The organism is Pseudomonas caspiana, from assembly GCF_040224095.2.
Classification (GTDB): domain Bacteria; phylum Pseudomonadota; class Gammaproteobacteria; order Pseudomonadales; family Pseudomonadaceae; genus Aquipseudomonas; species Aquipseudomonas caspiana.
The window spans coordinates 630,032-648,783 of the sequence record NZ_CP167995.1 but is presented as its reverse complement, the minus strand read 5'-3'; the positions used below and the strand labels follow the sequence as shown (position 1 = coordinate 648,783).

The 18,752-nt window shown below is 56.9% G+C and carries 17 protein-coding genes; 8 read left to right on the top strand and 9 right to left on the bottom strand.

The genetic code is table 11. From position 1 onward, the window contains the following. Positions 1-189: 189 nt before the first annotated feature. The 3 genes from ABRP31_RS02940 to ABRP31_RS02930 all read left to right on the top strand — a co-directional run bounded on the left by ABRP31_RS02940 (position 190) and on the right by ABRP31_RS02930 (position 2,094). A complete protein-coding gene (locus tag ABRP31_RS02940; RefSeq protein ID WP_349971404.1) occupies positions 190-603 on the top strand; it encodes a DoxX family protein in 414 nt (137 codons plus the stop codon). Between the two features lie 48 nt (positions 604-651). Further along, entirely contained in the window at positions 652-1,671 is a 1,020-nt protein-coding gene (locus ABRP31_RS02935; protein WP_349971405.1) for an alpha/beta hydrolase, read from the top strand. 225 nt (positions 1,672-1,896) lie between these two features. Continuing rightward, complete coding sequence (locus ABRP31_RS02930; protein WP_087266565.1) at positions 1,897-2,094, top strand: hypothetical protein; 198 nt, start codon at positions 1,897-1,899, stop codon at positions 2,092-2,094. A 298-nt stretch (positions 2,095-2,392) separates the two neighbouring features. Here the strand turns inward: ABRP31_RS02930 and ABRP31_RS02925 are convergent, their stop codons facing one another. Continuing rightward, positions 2,393-2,587, bottom strand: coding sequence for a hypothetical protein (locus ABRP31_RS02925; RefSeq protein ID WP_349971406.1), 195 nt, complete (start codon positions 2,585-2,587; stop codon positions 2,393-2,395). 158 nt (positions 2,588-2,745) lie between these two features. On the opposite strand from ABRP31_RS02925, the gene ABRP31_RS02920 reads away from it, so the two are divergent. The 3 genes from ABRP31_RS02920 (at position 2,746) to ABRP31_RS02910 (ending at position 5,121) form a co-directional block, all read left to right on the top strand. Further along, on the top strand, positions 2,746-3,126 hold the full coding sequence (locus tag ABRP31_RS02920; RefSeq protein WP_087266569.1) for a low affinity iron permease family protein: 381 nt from the start codon (positions 2,746-2,748) through the stop codon (positions 3,124-3,126). 116 nt (positions 3,127-3,242) lie between these two features. Beyond that, positions 3,243-4,367: a DUF3182 family protein gene (locus tag ABRP31_RS02915; RefSeq protein ID WP_349971407.1), complete on the top strand. Its 1,125-nt coding sequence runs from the start codon at positions 3,243-3,245 to the stop codon at positions 4,365-4,367. Further along, a complete protein-coding gene (locus ABRP31_RS02910) occupies positions 4,351-5,121 on the top strand; it encodes a S9 family peptidase (RefSeq protein ID WP_087266572.1) in 771 nt (256 codons plus the stop codon). Before ABRP31_RS02915 ends, ABRP31_RS02910 begins: the two co-directional genes overlap by 17 nt. Before the next feature lie 97 nt (positions 5,122-5,218). Here the strand turns inward: ABRP31_RS02910 and ABRP31_RS02905 are convergent, their stop codons facing one another. The 8 genes from ABRP31_RS02905 to ABRP31_RS02870 form a co-directional block, all read right to left on the bottom strand. Further along, positions 5,219-6,409: a zinc-dependent alcohol dehydrogenase gene (locus ABRP31_RS02905; protein ID WP_349971408.1), complete on the bottom strand. Its 1,191-nt coding sequence runs from the start codon at positions 6,407-6,409 to the stop codon at positions 5,219-5,221. A gap of 305 nt (positions 6,410-6,714) precedes the next feature. Next, the gene (garD, locus tag ABRP31_RS02900) at positions 6,715-8,268 is read right to left on the bottom strand and encodes a galactarate dehydratase (RefSeq protein ID WP_349971409.1); all 1,554 of its coding nucleotides are present in this window, start codon (positions 8,266-8,268) and stop codon (positions 6,715-6,717) included. Positions 8,269-8,278: 10 nt separating this feature from the next. Further along, entirely contained in the window at positions 8,279-9,655 is a 1,377-nt protein-coding gene (locus ABRP31_RS02895) for an MFS transporter (protein WP_087266578.1), read from the bottom strand. Positions 9,656-9,881: 226 nt separating this feature from the next. Then, the gene (kdgD, locus tag ABRP31_RS02890) at positions 9,882-10,793 is read right to left on the bottom strand and encodes a 5-dehydro-4-deoxyglucarate dehydratase (protein WP_087266581.1); all 912 of its coding nucleotides are present in this window, start codon (positions 10,791-10,793) and stop codon (positions 9,882-9,884) included. A gap of 448 nt (positions 10,794-11,241) precedes the next feature. After that, the gene (locus ABRP31_RS02885; RefSeq protein WP_087266583.1) at positions 11,242-11,991 is read right to left on the bottom strand and encodes a FadR/GntR family transcriptional regulator; all 750 of its coding nucleotides are present in this window, start codon (positions 11,989-11,991) and stop codon (positions 11,242-11,244) included. 93 nt (positions 11,992-12,084) lie between these two features. Further along, entirely contained in the window at positions 12,085-13,821 is a 1,737-nt protein-coding gene (locus tag ABRP31_RS02880) for an ABC transporter ATP-binding protein/permease (protein WP_349971411.1), read from the bottom strand. An 86-nt stretch (positions 13,822-13,907) separates the two neighbouring features. Further along, on the bottom strand, positions 13,908-14,468 hold the full coding sequence (locus ABRP31_RS02875; RefSeq protein WP_032624876.1) for a response regulator transcription factor: 561 nt from the start codon (positions 14,466-14,468) through the stop codon (positions 13,908-13,910). Then, positions 14,465-15,724, bottom strand: a complete 1,260-nt coding sequence (locus ABRP31_RS02870; RefSeq protein WP_087266588.1) for an ATP-binding protein — start codon at positions 15,722-15,724, stop codon at positions 14,465-14,467. The genes ABRP31_RS02875 and ABRP31_RS02870 overlap by 4 nt, the downstream gene beginning before the upstream one ends. Before the next feature lie 250 nt (positions 15,725-15,974). Here ABRP31_RS02870 and ABRP31_RS02865 point away from each other — a divergent pair, with 250 nt between their 5' ends. Together ABRP31_RS02865 and ABRP31_RS02860 are read left to right on the top strand one after the other, a co-directional pair. Further along, positions 15,975-16,691 (top strand): SIMPL domain-containing protein, encoded by a 717-nt coding sequence (locus ABRP31_RS02865; RefSeq protein WP_349971412.1) that lies wholly within the window; start codon positions 15,975-15,977, stop codon positions 16,689-16,691. A 218-nt stretch (positions 16,692-16,909) separates the two neighbouring features. Further along, complete coding sequence (locus tag ABRP31_RS02860) at positions 16,910-18,511, top strand: HET-C-related protein (protein ID WP_349971413.1); 1,602 nt, start codon at positions 16,910-16,912, stop codon at positions 18,509-18,511. The last annotated feature ends 241 nt before the right edge of the window (positions 18,512-18,752 follow it).

Sequence of the window (18,752 nt, the reverse complement as noted above, 5' to 3'; positions counted from 1 at the left end):
TAGCCGCATCGCGAGCAAGCTCGGCTCAAACAATGGAAATGAGCCGCCTTGACTGTCCCTTTTTAGTTGACAGTAAAACCGTTTACAGCCCGTTTATCACATTCCGCTGCATCTCTACTATTCGCTCCATGGTGCTGACACAGACCCACAACACACAAATCTGACTGATTCGACTTTGGAGCAATAACCATGAACACCAACACTCAAGCAGCTTTCACTTCCCTGGCCGGCCGCGCACTGCTCGCCTCTCTGTTTCTGTTCAGCGGCTTCGGCAAGCTGGCTGCACCGGCAGCAACCAAGGGCTACATCGCTGCCAGCGGCATGCCTTTCCCGGAACTGGCTTTCATCGCTGCGCTGATCGTTGAAATCGGCTTCGCCACTGCTCTGGTACTGGGCTACAAGGCGCGCCTGATTGCACTGTTGATGGCTGGCTTCACCGTGGTGACCGCGGTTGTCTTCCACAACAACTTCGCCGACCAGGGCCAACTGATCAACTTCCTGAAAAACATCGCCATCGCAGGCGGTCTGCTGCAAATCGCTGCCAACGGTGCAGGCGCTTTCAGCCTGGATGCCCGCAGCCGCAAAACACTCGCTGTCGCTTGATCATTCCCTCACTCACTACTGACCATTAAGAACTCAAGGATTAGCCTCATGAACATGCTCAAAAAAGCGACCGCACTGACCGTACTTGCCCTGTCGATCAACACCGCTTTCGCTGCAGAGACGCCGTACATCGAACACAACACTCAAGCCTTCCTTAACGCTCTGGCAGCGGGCGGCGGCAAGCCCCTTGAGCAGTTGAACCCCAAAGATGCCCGCGCGGTACTCACTGGCGCGCAGCAATCGGTAAAGGTTGATCTGTCCGGCGTGCAAGTCAGCGATCGCAGCATCAAAGTGGCAGGTGAGTCGATTGATCTGAAGATCGTTCGTCCGGCCAACGTCAAAGGTGATCTGCCGGTGTTCATGTTCTTCCACGGTGGTGGCTGGGTGCTGGGCGACTTCGCGACTCACGAACGTCTGATCCACGATCTGGTGGTCAACTCCGGTGCAGTAGCGGTGTACGTCAACTACACGCCGTCTCCTGAGGCGCATTACCCGACTGCAATCAACCAGGCTTACGCCGCAACCAAATGGGTGGCAGAGCACGGCAAGGAAATAGGCGTTGATGGCTCGCGTCTGGCAGTAGCCGGTAACAGCGTCGGCGGTAACATGGCAGCCGTGGTCAGCTTGATGGCCAAGGAACAGAACACCCCGAAACTGCGCTTCCAGCTGTTGCTGTGGCCAGTGACCGATTCGAACTTCGAAACCGGTTCGTACAACGAATTCGCCGAAGGTCACTTCCTCACTAAAGTGATGATGAAGTGGTTCTGGGACAACTACACCACCAGCGCTACCGAGCGGGCCCAGATTCACGCATCGCCGCTCAAAGCCACGGTTGAACAATTGCGCGGCCTGCCGCCAGCACTGGTACAAACCGCAGGCGCCGATATACTGCGTGACGAAGGCGAAGCGTATGCCCGCAAACTGGATGCGGCCGGTGTTGCGGTGACCACCGTCCGTTACAACGGGATGATCCACGACTACGGTCTGCTCAACCCACTGAACCAGATTCCACAAGTACAAGCGGCAATGCGTCAGGCAGGTACAGAGTTGAAAGCCCACCTGAACTAAGTAACCGTCAACGCGATACTAAAACGCCGCTACTGCACACGCAGAGCGGCGTTTTTGCCGTTGTGAATAGAGGCCGTCTCGGCCAATGGACACGGGAAAGTTACGTTCATCGGATTGGTCATTTTTGTGTAGCCCGCCGGACATTTTCGGCGCAGGATTTTCCCGACGTTTTCAGCCGCCGTTAACCCGGCGTTTCGTTCACCTCATTGATGGAGATGCTTACCGATGCTAATCCAAATAGAAGAAGGGACTCACGGCGCCAATTGGGTCGTGAAGCTGGACAACTACCCGGTTAAATGTCGCAGCCTGGACGAGGCTCGCGAATTCGCTGACAAAATGACATCACGAATTAATGCCCCTCATACGTTGCCAGGAAGGTTTAGTTCTACAACAGTTAGTCAGCCAGCAGCGCATGCTCGTTAAAGATGATGCGTTGAACAGAAACTAAAAAGCCCGGCTAACTTGCCGGGCTTTCCGTTTCTACGACATCCTTTTCACATGATTTTCACGGGATCGCTTTTAACCTAGCGTCACTCCTGTTGAATCTCCTGACCCGCCTCGTAGCGGGTCTTTTTTTGCCTGCGATTTGGCACGGAACATCTGCTGCAGCGGCCATCCCGGTATACATGGCGAACACTGGACTTGCAGGAGCTGCCGAAGGTTACGATGGCGGTGTGTCTGGATGAATGCCTTCGGCAGCGCCTACAAGAAATGTATTTGCCTATTGCGCAGCGCTCGCAGCCTCATTGCTGGCAACGGTCTTGCTGTTGACCAACGCCGCATCGCCCACCAACGCCAGCCGGTCTGATCGACTGCCATCCATCACTTCACTGCTCCAGTGTCCTGTCATCGATGCCATCCAGGCAAACAAAAACAGCGCCACACCTTGCAGGGCCCATCTTGCGATCATCGGCATAGCACTTCTCCCTTTTCCAGAATTCGATGCGCTGATGTAAACAGCTAAGCATTGCAAAAGGGTTTCACCGGGGTCGAAGATGAAACTATTTGTAAGAAGAAATTTCAGGAATTATGTGTGGTCTGTTATTACCGGATTCTACGAAAAGGCTATACCGCATGAAGTTTTCCCGGTTTGCACAAGGCCTGTCGAAATGGGCTGGCAGTGCACGAACGTTCATCGCCGCTATCGGCTTGATCTGCCTGTGGGCCATCACCGGCCCGTGGTTTCATTACAACGACACCTGGCAGCTGATCATCAATACCTCCACCACCATCATCACCTTTCTGATGGTGTTTCTGATTCAAAACACCCAGAACCGCGACAACGATGTGCTGCACATCAAGATCGATGAACTGCTGCGCGTCACCAAGGATGCGCAGAATGCGTTGCTGAGTCTGGACAAGCTGGACCATAAGGAGCTGCGCGCCCTGCGTAAGGAATACAGCGCGATTGGTGCCAGCGAAACACTGGGGGCGCCAACCAGAAGCGACCCTTGATCCAGCGCCCCGGTGGTCAGTGGCAGGGAACTCTCGACCGGCTCACCCTTCATAAATCATGAAGTCGACGTATAAAAACCTCGTAGTGAGCCATTGGCCCAAACAGGGAGTCGTCCATGAGCGGATCCGGAACGAGCACTCAAAAGGCTGCCGTAGTTCTTCTGCCCACCCACAAAAAACTCGCCACACATGAAGTGGTTGTTCATCAAAAACTGGCGGAGAAAATCGCCACCTTGCTGGGTTGCGAATTTCTCGGTTTGTACGACAGCACGCTTCACAAGGGCATGAACCTTTACTTCATCCCGTCTGACACGTTGATTGGCAAACAAGAAAACAGCGCCTTGAACATCCAGTCCGCCGACGACCTGTTTGGCGGGTTGATTGCGCAGCCATTCATGGCCACCAAGGCCATTTCCCATCCGCTGCTGGATGACGCCACGGCGCAGCCTCCAGGCTGGTCACGGCAGATTCATGAAGAAGCCGCGGACTCTGTGCTCGCGGGCTTTACGGTATTCAATGAAGCCGACGCATTGCACGCAGGTGAGTTGGTTCTGACCAATGGTGCGGCGCGCATCAAACCCGTGCTGGCAACAGCGGGACGCGGGCAAATCGTCGTTACCGATAAAGCCCAACTGCAAGCAGCGCTCGTCGAGCAAGACATGCAAGAGGTCGCGACGTGGGGACTGGTGATCGAAGAAGACCTCACTGACGTTGTCACACTGAGTGTCGGGTTGGTTCAGGTGGCCGGGATCACCGCCAGTTACCACGGCACCCAATGCCTGACCGAGGACAACACCGGTGAGACGGTCTATGGCGGCTCAACGCTGTGGATCGTGCGTGGCGGTTATGACGCGCTGTTAGCGCTTGAGCTGGAGGAGCCGGTCAGGCGCGCCGTCACCCAGGCCATGCATTACGAAAACGCCGCCCTCAAGCACTTTCCGGACTTCATCGCTTCACGGCGCAACTACGACATTGCACAGGGCACCAACGCCAAAGGCGAGCGCTGTTCGGGAGTACTTGAACAGTCGTGGCGTATCGGCGGCGCCAGCCCGGCCGAGGTCGAAGCATTGCTGGCCTTTGCTGCCGATCCGGCCCTGCAGCGTATCCGCGTGTCGACTCACGAAATCTACGGCGAAACCACACTCCCGACCGACGCTAGCGTCCTTTATGAAGGCGACGACCCGGAGGTGGGTTTCATCAGCAAATTTACAAAGGTCAATCCTTATGAGTGTGAGCAGTGAAAGCATTGAGATTGCAGTCGATGGCCAATCCATTTCAGGAACCATCCTGACCCCGGGCGCGAAAATCCCCGGCATTCTGTTCGTCCATGGCTGGGGCGGTAGCCAGCAACGGGACCTGGCACGCGCCAAGAACATTACCGGTTTGGGTTGTGTGTGTCTGACGTTCGACTTGCGCGGGCATGAACGTACTCATGAAATGCGTAGCAAGGTCTCCCGGGAGCAAAGCCTGGCGGATTTGCTCGCTGCCTACGATCGACTGGTCAGCCATCCGGCTGTAGACCGCGACGCCATCGCCGTGATTGGCAGCAGTTATGGCGGTTATCTGGCCACCATTCTCAGTTCTATGCGCCCGGTCAAATGGCTGGCATTGCGGGTACCGGCACTGTACTGGGATGCCGATTGGGACATGCCCAAGCAAGAGCTGGATCGCGACAAGCTCGCCCACTATCGCCGCTCAGCCGTAACCGCTGCAGACAATCGTGCGCTGGCAGCATGCAAGGAATTCCACGGAGACGTGCTGCTGATCGAATCAGAGCAGGATGATTACGTGCCCCATGCCACGTTGATGAGTTATCGCGGGGCGTTCGAACTGGCTCACTCGCTGACGTATCGTCTGGTGGACGGCGCCGACCACGCATTGAGCAGCGACCTGAGTCAGAGTATTTACAGCTCAATGCTGAGCAACTGGATCAGCGAAATGGTCATCGGCGCTCGCCTGGTCGATTTTCCACACCATTCGGCGAAGTACTCCTGACAGATCCGCGAACCTATGTAGGCGCTGCCAAAGGCTGCGATAGCGATTATTCACACACACCGCTTTCGCAACCTTCGACAGTTCTTACAGTTGGTTTTTAGATAGATGTAGCGCTACCCATCCCCGGCACCAGAATTACCTTGCGGCAATCTTCCTGTTTCTTGTCGAAGAGTTTGTAACCCTCGGCAGCATCTTCCAGCGACATGCGATGGGTAATGATCGCCTCTGGCGCCAGCGCCCCGCTTTCGATGTGTTCGAGCAACTCAGGCAGATAACGCTGCACGTGAGTCTGGCCCATCTTGAAGGTCAGGCCTTTGTCGAACGCATCGCCGAACAGGAAGCCATGGATGAAACCGGCGTAGACACCCGGCACACTTACCACACCGCCGCGTCGTACAGCGGCGATGCATTGGCGTAGAGCCTTGCCGCTGCTGCCTTCAAGCTTCAGGGTCGCGAGAATGGTTTCAGTCGTGCTGCCCTTGGCTTCGAACCCGACCGCATCGATCACGCCGTCCACGCCGCGCATGCCACGGGTCTGCTTGATGATGGTGTCAGCTGGATCATCGTCTTCATCGAAGTTGATCGGGATCACGCCGTAGGTGCTTTGCGCGTAGGCCAGACGATACGCGTGGTGGTCGACCATGAAGATTTTCTCGACGCCCAGCATTCTTGCGCAGGCAGCGCTGAGCAACCCCACTGGCCCAGCACCGTAGATCGCCAGACTCGAACCCTGACCTACGCCACTGTTGAGCACCGCTTGCCACGCGGTCGGCAGGATGTCGGAAAGGAACAGCACTTTGTCGTCGGACAGTGTGCCCGGCACTTTGAACGGGCCAGTGTTACCTTTGGGCACGCGCACGTACTCAGCCTGACCACCCGGGATGCCGCCGTACAAATGGCTGAAACCAAACAGCGCAGCTCCAGGCGGAATGGACTTCTTGTTCAGAATCGCGCCACGTCCGGTGTTTGTGGTTTCGCATGCAGCGAACTGGTCCAGCTGGCAGAAGAAGCAACTGCCGCAGGCGATAACGAAAGGGATAACAACCCGGTCGCCAGGCTTGACCGTAGTGACCTGTGAACCCACCTCTTCGACAATGCCCATGAACTCATGGCCAAAGATATCGCCCGATTCCGTGGCTGGAATCTTGCCGCGATACAGATGCAGGTCAGAGCCGCAAATCGCTGTGGCGGTCACCTTTAGAAGGATGTCATCGACTTCTTGGATAACCGGATCAGGAACGGTATCGACCCGAACGTCATTAGCCCCGTGATAAGTCAGTGCGCGCATTTTTTCTCTCCTTGCAGGCGATAAAGCCAGGCGGGCAAAAGCGCCCGGAACTAACAAGGGAGAGCATGAAGAAAGCGTAAGTTCAGAGGACCTGAAAGCAAAGAAGACCAGTGGTTATTCCCACCGCCGCCGGGCCGATAGCGTGAACTATGAGGAAGAGTTTTACCTAAGCGCGGTTTCGCGAGGCATGCACAGCTCCTTGTGGGAGCCGGGCTTGCCCGCGATAAGGGCGACGCGATTCATGCGAGACCGAGTTACCCTCATCGCGGGCAAGCCCGGCTCCCACAGGAAAGACAGCGCTGATATCAGGTAATCGGCGCCGGGTTGAACAGGGTAATGTCGTTGTGCAAACGATAGTGCTCGGTCCAGGTTTTTTTCTTGCCGCTGGCCACGTCCAGATAGAAGTGGAACAGCTCCCAGCCCAGCTCTTCGATCGTTGCACGCCCCGTGGCAATACGACCGGCATCAATGTCGATGAGATCAGGCCAACGCGTCGCCAGCTCGGTACGGGTCGATACCTTGACCACCGGGGACATCGCCAGGCCATACGGCGTGCCGCGTCCGGTGGTGAACACATGCAGGTTCATCCCGGCGGCCAGTTGCAAGGTGCCACAGACAAAATCGCTTGCCGGTGTTGCACAGAAAATCAGACCTTTGCGCTTGAAGCGCTCGCCAGGGCCAAGCACGCCGTTGATGGCGCTGTTGCCGGACTTGACGATCGATCCCAGGGATTTCTCGACAATGTTCGACAGCCCGCCCTTCTTGTTACCCGGTGTGGTGTTGGCGCTACGATCAGCCTCGCCTTTTGCCAGATAACGGTCGTACCAGTCCATTTCCCGAACCAGTTCCTCGGCCACTTCCTGAGTCTCGGCGCGAGAAGTGAGCAAGTAGATAGCGTCGCGCACTTCAGTCACTTCCGAGAACATCACGGTGGCGCCTGCGCGCAGCAGCAAGTCCGAAGCGTAACCCAATGCCGGGTTGGCGGTGATGCCCGAAAACGCATCGCTGCCGCCGCACTGCATGCCCAGAATCAACTCCGAGGCCGGCACGGTTTCACGACGGCGCAGATCAAGCTTCTTCAAGCGCACTTCAGCCAACTCCATGATCTGCTCGATCATTTCGTTGAAGCCGTGACTGGAGTCCTGCAAGCGATACATCCACTGATCGCTGAGATCAACCGAAAGGTCGTCTTCGTGCATGACCTGCCCGGCCTGCAGCTTTTCGCAGCCCAGACCGATTACCAATGCTTCACCACCCAGATTCGGGTTGCGCGCCAGGTTACGCACTGTGCGGATCGGGATATAAGCGTCGGTCGCGGTAATAGCCACCCCACAACCGTAAGTATGAGTAAGTGCCACCACGTCATCGACGTGGGGGTACTTGGGCAACAGCTCTTCACGGATGCGCTTGACCGCATGGTCAAGCACCCCGGTCACACATTGCACTGTGGTGGTGATGCCCAGAATGTTACGCGTGCCGACGGTACCGTCGGCGTTGCGATAACCTTCAAAGGTAAAACCTTCCAGCGGTTCGCCTCTTTGTGGCACCGCGTCTGACATCGGCAGGCTATCCAGCGCCGGTGCCGATGGCATACGCAGTTGATCTTCCCTGACCCAACTACCCCGTGGAATCGGCTGCAGGGCATAACCGATGGTGTGCCCGTAACGGATGATCGGCTCGCCTTCAGCGATATCGACGGTGTTGACCTTGTGGCTCTGTGGAACGTTATCGACGGTCACCAGACCATTATCGAATTCGGTACCGGCAGGCACACCTTGGTCGTTGACTACTACCACCACATTATCCAGCTCATGGAGCCGGATGTAGCGTGGGGAGTCGGCATGTTGAATCAGGTTCATCACGGTTTCCTCAGGATTTAGCTTGAGAAAGGTCGCTGGCTTCGCCAGTCAGTGGCCCCTTGGTTGGAGGCTCTTTCAGTTCAACGCGTTTGATCTCGCCAACGATGAAGATATAGCTGAACACCGCAACCACTGCGTTGGCACCTACAAACACCAGCGCCCATTTGAACGAGCCAGTGGAGCTGATGATGTAACCAATCACGATAGGCGTGGTGATCGAAGCAATGTTACCGAAGGTGTTGAACAGGCCACCGCTCAAACCGGCGATCTGCTTCGGCGAAGCGTCGGACATAACAGCCCAGCCCAGTGCGCCGACACCTTTACCGAAGAATGCCAGGGCCATGAAGCCAACGACCATCCATTCGATATCAACGTAGTTACAGGCGACGATGGTGGTCGAAAGCAGCAAACCACCAATGATCGGCGCTTTACGGGCGAAGGTCAGCGAGTGGCCTTTGCGCAGCAGGTAGTCGGAAATCACACCACCCAGTACACCCCCGATAAAACCGCAGATCGCCGGCAGGGAGGCAATGATGCCCGCCTTGAGGATGGTCATGCCACGTTCTTGAACCAGGTACACCGGGAACCAGGTCAGGAAGAAGTAGGTGATGCCGTTGATGCAGTACTGGCTCAGATAGATACCAAGCATCATACGGTTGGTCAGCAGTTGGCGGATGTAGTCCCATTTCGGACCGCCGCTTTTGCCTTTACCTTTGCCCTGGTCTTGATCCATGTCGACCATGCCGCCGTTGTTGGCGATGTGATCAAACTCTTCCTTGTTGATGCGCGGGTGCTGGCGTGGGCTGTAGATAACTTTCATCCAGATCGCCGAGAACACGATACCGATGGCACCCATCACGACGAACACGTGCTGCCAGCCGAACTTGTAGACGATCCAGCCCATGAGCGGAGCGAACAGTACAGTGGCGAAGTATTGCGCGGAGTTGAAGATCGCAGAGGCAGTACCGCGCTCAGCAGTCGGGAACCAGGCTGCCACGATACGCGCGTTGCCAGGGAAGGAAGGCGCTTCGGCCAGACCGACCATGAAACGCAGCATGAACAGAACAACGACGGCAGAGCCGACGCCGAATTCACCTACATAGCCTTGCAGCAAGGTGAACAGCGACCAGGTGAAGATGCTTAATGCGTAGATTTTCTTGGAACCGAAACGGTCGAGCAGCCAGCCACCCGGAATCTGACCGGCCACGTAGGCCCAGCCGAAAGCAGAGAAGATGTACCCGAGAGTGACAGCGTCGATACCAAGGTCTTTTTGCAGGCTGGAGCCCGCGATAGCGATGGTGGCGCGGTCGGCGTAGTTGATCGTGGTCACCAGAAAAAGCATGAGCAGGATCAAATAGCGGACGTGAGTCGGCTTGGACTGTTGCATGTGTGTGAACTCCCACTAATTATTTTTTTTACGCGGGTAAATCTATTTTTTTGGTGTTGCTTGCGCCTGCCGGCCCCTTGGTAATAGTCGTGGTTAACGACGCTTCCCACCCACAGTTAATGCGCTTCCCTACGAGCTGTACGGCATCACTCAGCCCTTGTGTCGCTGGCAAACATCCTATGGCACAAAGCCGCTGATCACTCAGCGGCTTTGGGTCAGGCTTTTGTTACTGCTTACCTTGCTTGTCCATCAGCGCGGCGAGCATTTCGTACTCTTCGGCAGTCAGGTCGGTCAGTGGTGTACGCACTGGACCTGCGTCGTAACCGGCGATTTTCGCGCCCGCCTTGACGATGCTGACGGCATAACCGGATTTACGGTTACGGATGTCCAGGTATGGCAGGAAGAAGTCGTCGATGTATTTGCCAACGGCAACGTGATCGTCCTTGGCGATAGCGTGGTAGAAGTCCATCGCCAGCTTCGGTACGAAGTTGAATACTGCCGAGGAGTAAACCGGAACGCCCAGCGCTTTGTAGGCAGCAGCGTAGACTTCAGCGGTTGGCAAACCACCCAGGTACGAGAAGCGGTCGCCCAGACGGCGGCGGATCGAAACCATCAGTTCAATGTCGCCCAGACCGTCTTTGTAGCCGATCAGGTTAGGGCAGCGCTCAGCCAGTTGCTCCAGCAGCGGAGCGGTCAGGCGGCAAACGTTACGGTTGTAAACAACCACGCCGATTTTCACAGACTTACAGACGGCTTCAACGTGGGCAGCAACGCCGTCCTGGCTGGCTTCAGTCAGGTAGTGCGGCAGCAGCAACAGGCCTTTGGCGCCCAGACGCTCTGCTTCTTGAGCATATTCGATGGCTTGACGGGTCGAACCGCCAACGCCAGCCAGGATCGGCACGCTGGTAGCGCAAGTATCGACCGCGGTTTTGATGACTTCGGAGTATTCGCTGGCTGCCAGGGAGAAGAACTCACCTGTACCGCCGGCAGCGAACAGAGCGCTTGCGCCGTACGGGGCCAGCCACTCGAGACGTTTAACGTAGCCAGCGCGATTGAAGTCGCCCTGTGCATTGAAATCGGTTACCGGAAAGGACAGCAGACCGTGGGAGAGGATGGACTTCAGTTCTTGTGGATTCATTATTCGAACACCCTGGGAGCATTTATTGTGAATGGATCACCGGTCGTCTGCCGATGTCGTAAGTCATCGTACAACTGATAATAAAATCACTCAACAGGGATTTTTGGTTTTTTCCGTGAGCGGTAGCCGATAGTAGCGCAGGCCCCGCAGGAACGGGCCCTGGCGGGAATTTGGATAGACTAAGGTCGTATGATCACTGGAACGAGCGCCCTCAGATGTAGCTGTCGGCGCGGTGTCTCTCTGGACGCGGTCCTATGGGACTACGCAGGTTCTGTGGGAGCTGGGCTTGCCCGCGATAAGGCTAGCGCTGTAAGCAGGTATACCGCGTTATCGTTTATCGCGAGCAAGCTCGGCTCCCACAGGGCCGGACCACCCTGAGATTCCTTCGCCCGGCCAGCATGCCTGCCAGGATGAATGCCATTCTGTGTGCGAGGCCTATCCCATCCGATCAAGCCCGCTGCGACTCGGCCTCTTCGTGCGCATGACGCAACCGCTCGCGGCTGTTGGTCAGGTGCAGACGCATGGCGGCGCGGGCGGCATCGGAGTCCTGGCGGGCGATGGCGTCGTAGATTTCTTCGTGCTCACGGCTCAAACGGGTCATGTAGTGCTGCTGATCGTCATGGGCCAGGCGCGCCGAGTTCAACCGGGTACGCGGAATGATGCTCGTGCCCAGGTGCGTCATGATGTCGGTGAAATAGCGGTTGCCCGTGGACAACGCAATCTGCAGGTGGAACTGGAAATCCGAACCGACCGCATCAGTCGCATGAGAGGCACTTTCATTCAATGCGTCCAGCGCCTGACGCATGGCCAGCAATTGCTCATCGGTACGGCGTTGCGCCGCCAGCCCGGCCGACTCGACTTCCAGGCTGATACGCAACTCAAGGATCGCCAGCACATCGCGCAAGGTGACGATGGTGGCCGGGTCGATACGGAAACCGCTAGGGCTGGGTGTATCCAGCACGAAGGTGCCAATACCGTGACGGGTTTCTACCAGACCGGAGGCCTGAAGCCGTGAGATGGCTTCGCGCACAACCGTGCGGCTGACGCCCTGCTCTTCCATGATGGCTGATTCGGTAGGCAACTTGTCGCCACGCTTGAGCAGCCCGCTGCGAATACGCTCGGACAGTTCAGTAACCAGCTCTTGCGCAAGGCTGCGGTGCTTGCGGCGGGCGCGAGGCAGTGCGCTTTGATTTTCCATATCCAACGTCAATCTCGAGCAATGAAAGAAGTGATGATAGCTCACCGGGTTATACGATCACATTCGTAAAATCGACTGAATTGTACGAGCCGATCATACGACAGCCTGAGAATGCGGCTGTTCGCGCAAATCTCCGGCCTCAATCCGCAGTAGCCGTCTGTGAAACCGCTTTAGACTGCTGCGGTGGCCAATGCTGACTAAAGTTACATCCGGTAACTCATCAATCAGCGCCTGATACAGCAAAGCCTCGTCCTCTTCATCCATAGCAGACGTCGCTTCATCCATATACAGCCAGCGTGGCTGGAACAGCAGCGCTCGGGCAAATGCCACACGTTGCTGCTCACCCGGAGATAGCATCCGCTGCCAGTGGTTGCTCTCATCAAGGCGCGGTATCAGATGTCCCAGACGACAGGTTTCCAACACTTCGGCGAAGCGCTCGGCCGGGTAGGCTTCTACGGCCTGTGGATAACTCATGGCCTCACGTAACGTGCCGATGGGCAGATAAGGCCGCTGCGGCAGGAACAAATAGCGCTCGTCCGGCAGTTGAATACGGCCTTTGCCGTCCTGCCACAAACCACCCAAAGCCCGCAGCAAGGTACTTTTGCCACTGCCGGAACGGCCTCCGACCATGACCCGCTCGCCCGCTGCAATCTTCAGGCTGGTGTTGTTCAACAACTGGCGGCTGGTGCCGAGTTGCAACGCCAGCCCGGCCAGGCTTAGCGCGTTGCCGGCATGGCTGATTTCGATAGCTGAAACATGGGCTTCGTTCTGATCCAGCGCCTGACGAAAGCTCAGCAGACGATCACAGGTCGCTCGCCACGACGCCAACGTGGCGTACGCGTCGATGAACCAACTGAAGTTTTCCTGCACGCTGCCAAAGGCGGAGTTGATCTGCATGAGCTCGCCTAGCTCGATCTTGCCCGCGAAGTAGCGCGGCGCAGCCACCACAAAGGCGAAGATGATCGCAATCTGCGAGTAACCGGCGGTAAAAAACGTCAGGCGCTTTTGCACCCGCATCATTGACCAGAAGTTGCTCCAGACCATGCCGAACCGCGCACTCAGACGCTCATTCTCATTAGGCTCGCCGTCAGACAGCGCAATGCTTTCGGCGTTTTCCCGCACGCGAACCAACGAGAAACGCAGGTCAGCCTCATAACGTTCCTGCTGGTTGCTCAATGGGATCAATCGACGCCCGATCAAATGAGTCAACCAACTGCCCGCCACCGCATAGAGCAATGCAGCCCAGAACATATAGCCGGGGATCTCGATGCCGAAGAGTTCGATGCTGCCGGAAACGCCCCACAGAATGATCGAAAAGGACACCAGACTGACGATGGTCTTCATCAACCCTAGGCCCAACGACAGCGTGTCGCTGGTGAATTTGTTGAGGTCTTCGGACAAGCGCTGGTCAGGGTTGTCGGTATAACCGCCCTGCTCCAGCTGGTAATAGTTTTTGTGGCTGAGCCACTTGGCAAAATGCTGCTCGGTAAGCCAGCGCCGCCAGCGAATCGTGAGCATCTGGGTCAGATACAGCCGGTAGACAGCACCCAGGATCCCGACCGTGGCGATGCCGCAGAAATACAGAATCGACTGCGTGAAAGCCTCAAGATCCTTCTTTTCCAGCGCGTTGTAGAAGTCTCGATACCAACTGTTAAGCACCACTGAAATAGCGACGCTAAACAATGACAGCAGTATCACGGCGATCAGAAGCACCCATGCCAGGCGCTTTTCCTCGCTGCGCCAGTAGGGAGTGATGAGTGTCCAGATACGGGAAAAGAACTTTTCCCGCACGCTGTCATTAACTGTGGAGTACTCGGCGTTGCGATTCATGGTGACGACTCGACTTCTAGTGAAGTTCAGCGTCCGGGCATTAAACCCGGACGCACGACACGATCATCCATGACAGGAAAAACGGCTTAGCGGCGTACTGGACGCTTCTGCAACTTGCGCTGCAAGGTACGGCGGTGCATGCCCAACGCCCTGGCGGTCGCGGAAATATTGCCTTCGTGCTCAGTCAGCACCCGCTGAATGTGTTCCCACTGCAAACGGTCAACCGACATCGGGTTGTCCGGCACCAGGGTGTCCAGGTCCGAATGCTGGGACAACAGCGCAGCCAGCACATCGTCAGCATCGGCGGGTTTGCACAGGTAATTGCACGCGCCACGCTTGATAGCTTCAACGGCCGTGGCAATGCTGGAATAACCGGTAAGGATCACGACGCGCATGTCCGGGTCCAGCTCCAGCAGCTTGGGCAGCAGCACCAGACCGGAATCGCCGTCCATTTTCAGGTCCAGCGCCGCGAACTCAGGGATGTCCGATTGAGCCAGGATCAATCCTTCTTCGGCAGAACCAGCGGTGCTGACACGAAAGCCGCGACGGGACATCGCCCGGGCCATCACGCGAGTGAAAGTGGCGTCATCATCGACCAGCAACAAATGCGGCAGTTCTTCGCCTTCAACCTGGATTTCGTCACTCATGCATCATCTCCTCGGGCGTCACGTGGCAGGCGCAGCTCGGTGAGCGTGCCGCCGTCCTCATGACTGTAGAGTTTTACCGAGCCGCCCGCGCGGGTCACGCTGGCCTTGCTCAAGAAAAGGCCGAGGCCGAAGCCTTTGCCTTTGGTCGTAAAGAAAGGTTTACCGATTTGTTCGGCAATTGCCAGTGGCACGCCGGGGCCGTGGTCGCGGATGCTGATACAGATTTCTGTACTGTCCCAGTTCAGATTCACTTCCAGCCCCTCTGGGCAGGCATCGGCGGCATTATTAAGCAGGTTCAGCAGCGCTTGAGTCAGATCAGGCGGCGGCGCAAGCATGGGCGCTGCGTCCTTGCCGAGCAACTGAAACCGGTAGCTGGCCTCGGGACGCATCAAATGCCAGCGGTCCAGGGCTTCATTGAGCCAATGGCTGACGGTCTGCATCTCCACTGCCAGACGGCGATTGGCCTCTGCAGCGCGCACCAACTGTTGCAGTGTCTGCTTGCACTGTTTGACCTGTTCCTGCAGCACCTCCAGATCGTCCTGCAAGGCCGGGTCCTTGTGGTCCTGACGCATTTCCTTGAGCAGCACGCTCATGGTTGCCAGAGGCGTGCCCAACTCGTGGGCCGCTCCGGCGGCTTGAGTGGCAACCGCCAGTAATTGCTGATCGCGCAAGCCTTCTTCACGCCGCTCGGCCCGCAGTTGTTCCTGACGCCGCAACTCCTCGGCCATCTTCGCCGCAAAGAACGTGATAACCGCGGCAGCCAGGGCAAAGCTCAGCCACATACCGTAGATCTGCATGTTTTCACGGGAGATCGGGTAAGTGTCGAGCGGAAAGGAGTGCCCCAGCAACAAGCTGTACAGCGCCAGAGCGATCCCCGAGAGAATCAACGAATAACGCCATGGCAACGTGACGGCGGCGATCGTCAATGGCACCAGATAATAAGAAACAAAGGGGTTGGTCGAACCGCCCGAGTAATAAAGCAGCGCGCTGTGGATAAACAGATCGAACGCCAGCTGCACCGCGTATTCCTGCTCCGTTACCGGCAGCGAGGTGCGCAGACGCACCGCCGTCACCGCGCACCAGATCATCGAGAATCCGAGGGTGATCGCCAGCTGCATCCAGGGCAACGGTAATAAATGGAACAGGTACGCAATACCCACTGAACCGGCCTGGGCAGCCAGTACCAGCGTACGGATAAAGGTCAGACGCCAGAGATTCTGACGCGTAGCGGACAACAATTGGACGGGGGCGAGCATGAGCTCTCCTGATGAGTGCTCCAGGCGAATCGGTGCGAGTATAACCAAGCAACAACAAAAACTGCGCAAACTGCGGCAAACCACCACAGGTTTCATGAATAATTTATCTTTCGCCTCGGCGATCAACTTCCCCGGCAGCCATGAAGCGCCGGAACCCCACTCCCGACTCACAGTCTTACAGCTTTGCGCCCTGTCGACCTTCGTCGCGGGCCTGCTTTAAAACAGCACGCTTCATAACAAGGAGTTTCGAATGTTCAGCCTTCGCCCTACTGCCGCCCTGCTCACCCTTGGCGCCGCTGCCCTGACCAGCGTTCCTGCCATGGCAGACAGCGTTAACTACAACCAGGTTTCTGTACATGCCGAGGTCAATCAGGAAGTCACCCGAGACCTGATGAACGTGACGCTGTACAGCGAAGCGCAAAATACCGATCCGGCAAAGCTGGCGGCTGAAATCACCGAAACCCTCAACAAGGCTCTGGGCCAGGCACGCCAGGTCAAGGGCGTCACCATCCGCCAGGGCAATCGCAACAGCTACCCGATTTATGATGACAAAGGCCAGAAAATCACCGGCTGGCGTGAACGCGCAGAACTGCGCCTGGAAAGCGCCGATTTTGCTGCGTTGTCCAAGTTGACTGGTGAACTGCTTGGCGACATGAAAATGGGCGGCATGGACTTCTCGATCTCCAAACCGACTCGCAAGGCCAGTGAAGACACCCTGCTCAAAGAAGCCGTCACCGCATTCCGCGCCCGTGCCCAACTGGTCACTGAAGCGTTGGGCGGTACCGGCTACAAAGTGGTCAACCTGAACTTCAACACCACCGGTTATCCACAGCCGTACCTGCGCGCGCCGGTCATGATGATGAAAGCCGCTCGTGAAGACGCAGCAGCGCCTACGCCGGAAATCGAAGCAGGCACCAGCGATGTCACGGTAACTGCCGATGGCGTCATCGAAGTCGCTATCCCGTAGTCCCATAGGCGGCAGTCATGTGGCTGCCGCCTTTTCCCTACATGCCCGGTTACATCTCGCTCTTCCCGCGCCTCATCGCCCTACAGCAGCCAGTGGCACCGCCTGATTCCCCGCATTTCTCTCATCCGTAGAATCGACCCTGCACCATCATTATTTTTACGCACATGGCGGACCGCCAACTTCGGTCACGCTGCAGTGCCTTAATTCAGGGTTCACGGATGACACCTTCTACCAGCATCAACACACACCGTTCTACTGTCCCGGCACATCTGCTCCAGGAGGTAGACATCGATTTCGACACGTTCGACCCGGCCTCGCCTCCTTCCGCGAGGTTCGAAGCCGGTCGCGGCAGCGAGCGCAAAGACACCCACGGCTCCATCGAAGCCGTTCTCAGAGAAGCAGGCTTTATTGAGCGAGAAGTTCACGCTATTTATTTTGGCAACTGGCTGCGAGACTATTCCCAGTTGCTCGACCCCAAGATCGTGCGCGCCTCCAACATGCCAAAGAGTTTCCCGGACCTGTTGTCCCGGCACGCCCTGACGCAAATCGTCGACGTCCTGGCGGTACGGGAATTTACCGACCTGATGGCTCATTATCGGGAGCGGTTCAGGGTCACCCCTGAGAGACTCGGCGTATACCGTCCCAGCGAGCACATCGATAACCCTAAAACCGTCAATCCGGGATCGTTTGACCCCACCGACCGAGACGCGGATTTCGAGCCATGGGTACTGGCTGACGACGTGGTCGTCGGTGTTGATCCCGAGTCCTCGATGAAACGCTATCTCCAGCGTAGCGCCAATTTCATGGAGTCCGAGCTGGGCACCGCTGTCCTCGCAGGCCGCGCCTCAACTGACGGTTTGCGCGCGCTCGGTTCGGCGCTGCATGTTCTGGAAGATTTTTTCGCGCACTCCAATTTCGTCGAACTGAGCTTGATAAAAATGGGCCACAAGGATGTGTTGCCCTGGACTTCGCGCACGGATTGCAAGCATGGCCTGCCATTGGTTACCGGCAGCTTCGGGTCAACCGATGCCATTGCCAGCCTTGCAGCTCCGCTAGGCAAGATTCTGTTCTCTACCAAGGAGACGAATTTCGCGCCTATCAAGCCAGGGGTTCGCACTGAACGGGATGAGATCATTCTGATCCTGCTCAGAGAGCATCCTGACAAGGACTATCTCAAGGCTTACGACGTTTTTCTGAACGCTCGCGATAGCTGGGCTGACTTGCCGTACTCAGAATACGTACAAGCCGTAAATCACTACCTGGCGTGGCCTGGGCGGGCGGCAGGCAATGCCTTTGCCAGCGTCATGCAAGGTCTTTTTACAATACTGGGTAACAGCATCGGCAACGCGCAAACCCGCTTCGACGATGACCCCAACACCAGTGGATCGACTGACCCTTCGCACTCGCAACTGGCCAAGGATCACGCAGAGCATCCTTTGCATGGGCTGGCGGCAAGGCTGGCCCGGGAAGCAGTCCTGAACATTGGCAGGCAAATACTGGAGCAGTGGCGCTCGCCCGCTGCAAACATCGACGTGGCAAAGCTCGCCACCGATTACTTCAAGCACCCGATGGACAGCAGCTGGCAAGACGACACCGTAAAAAAATGGGCCCAGGGCAACCCGCAATCCGTCCAGATGGCCGCCAGCAAAACTACCCTCGACAACGTGGCGCTCGAACAGGCCAACCGCTCAATCGACCAGCTTGAAAAATTCCACAAAGAAGGCGGAAGTTTTCTGGAAAATTTCCTGACCGAAAAAAACCCATTACTGCAGCTCTGGAAACAGACCCCGATCGGTTCATTCCTGGGCGGCAAACGTTAACGATCTGACAACGTTGCCTTGACCCATCACCTTGAGAGTTGCCGAAGGCTTAAGACGCGGCCAGTACGTCGCGATTCGCAGCCTTGGGCAGCTCTCGCCGCTCATTCTGCCGATCATGCAAGGGCCGGCCACTTTCCCGAGTGTCCTGTCGATATTTCGCGTTGCCTGGTGTGCTGCGCCCTACAACGCTCAGTCAGCGATCTGATTCCCCTGAAAATCTGCATCCGTACACTGGGACGTG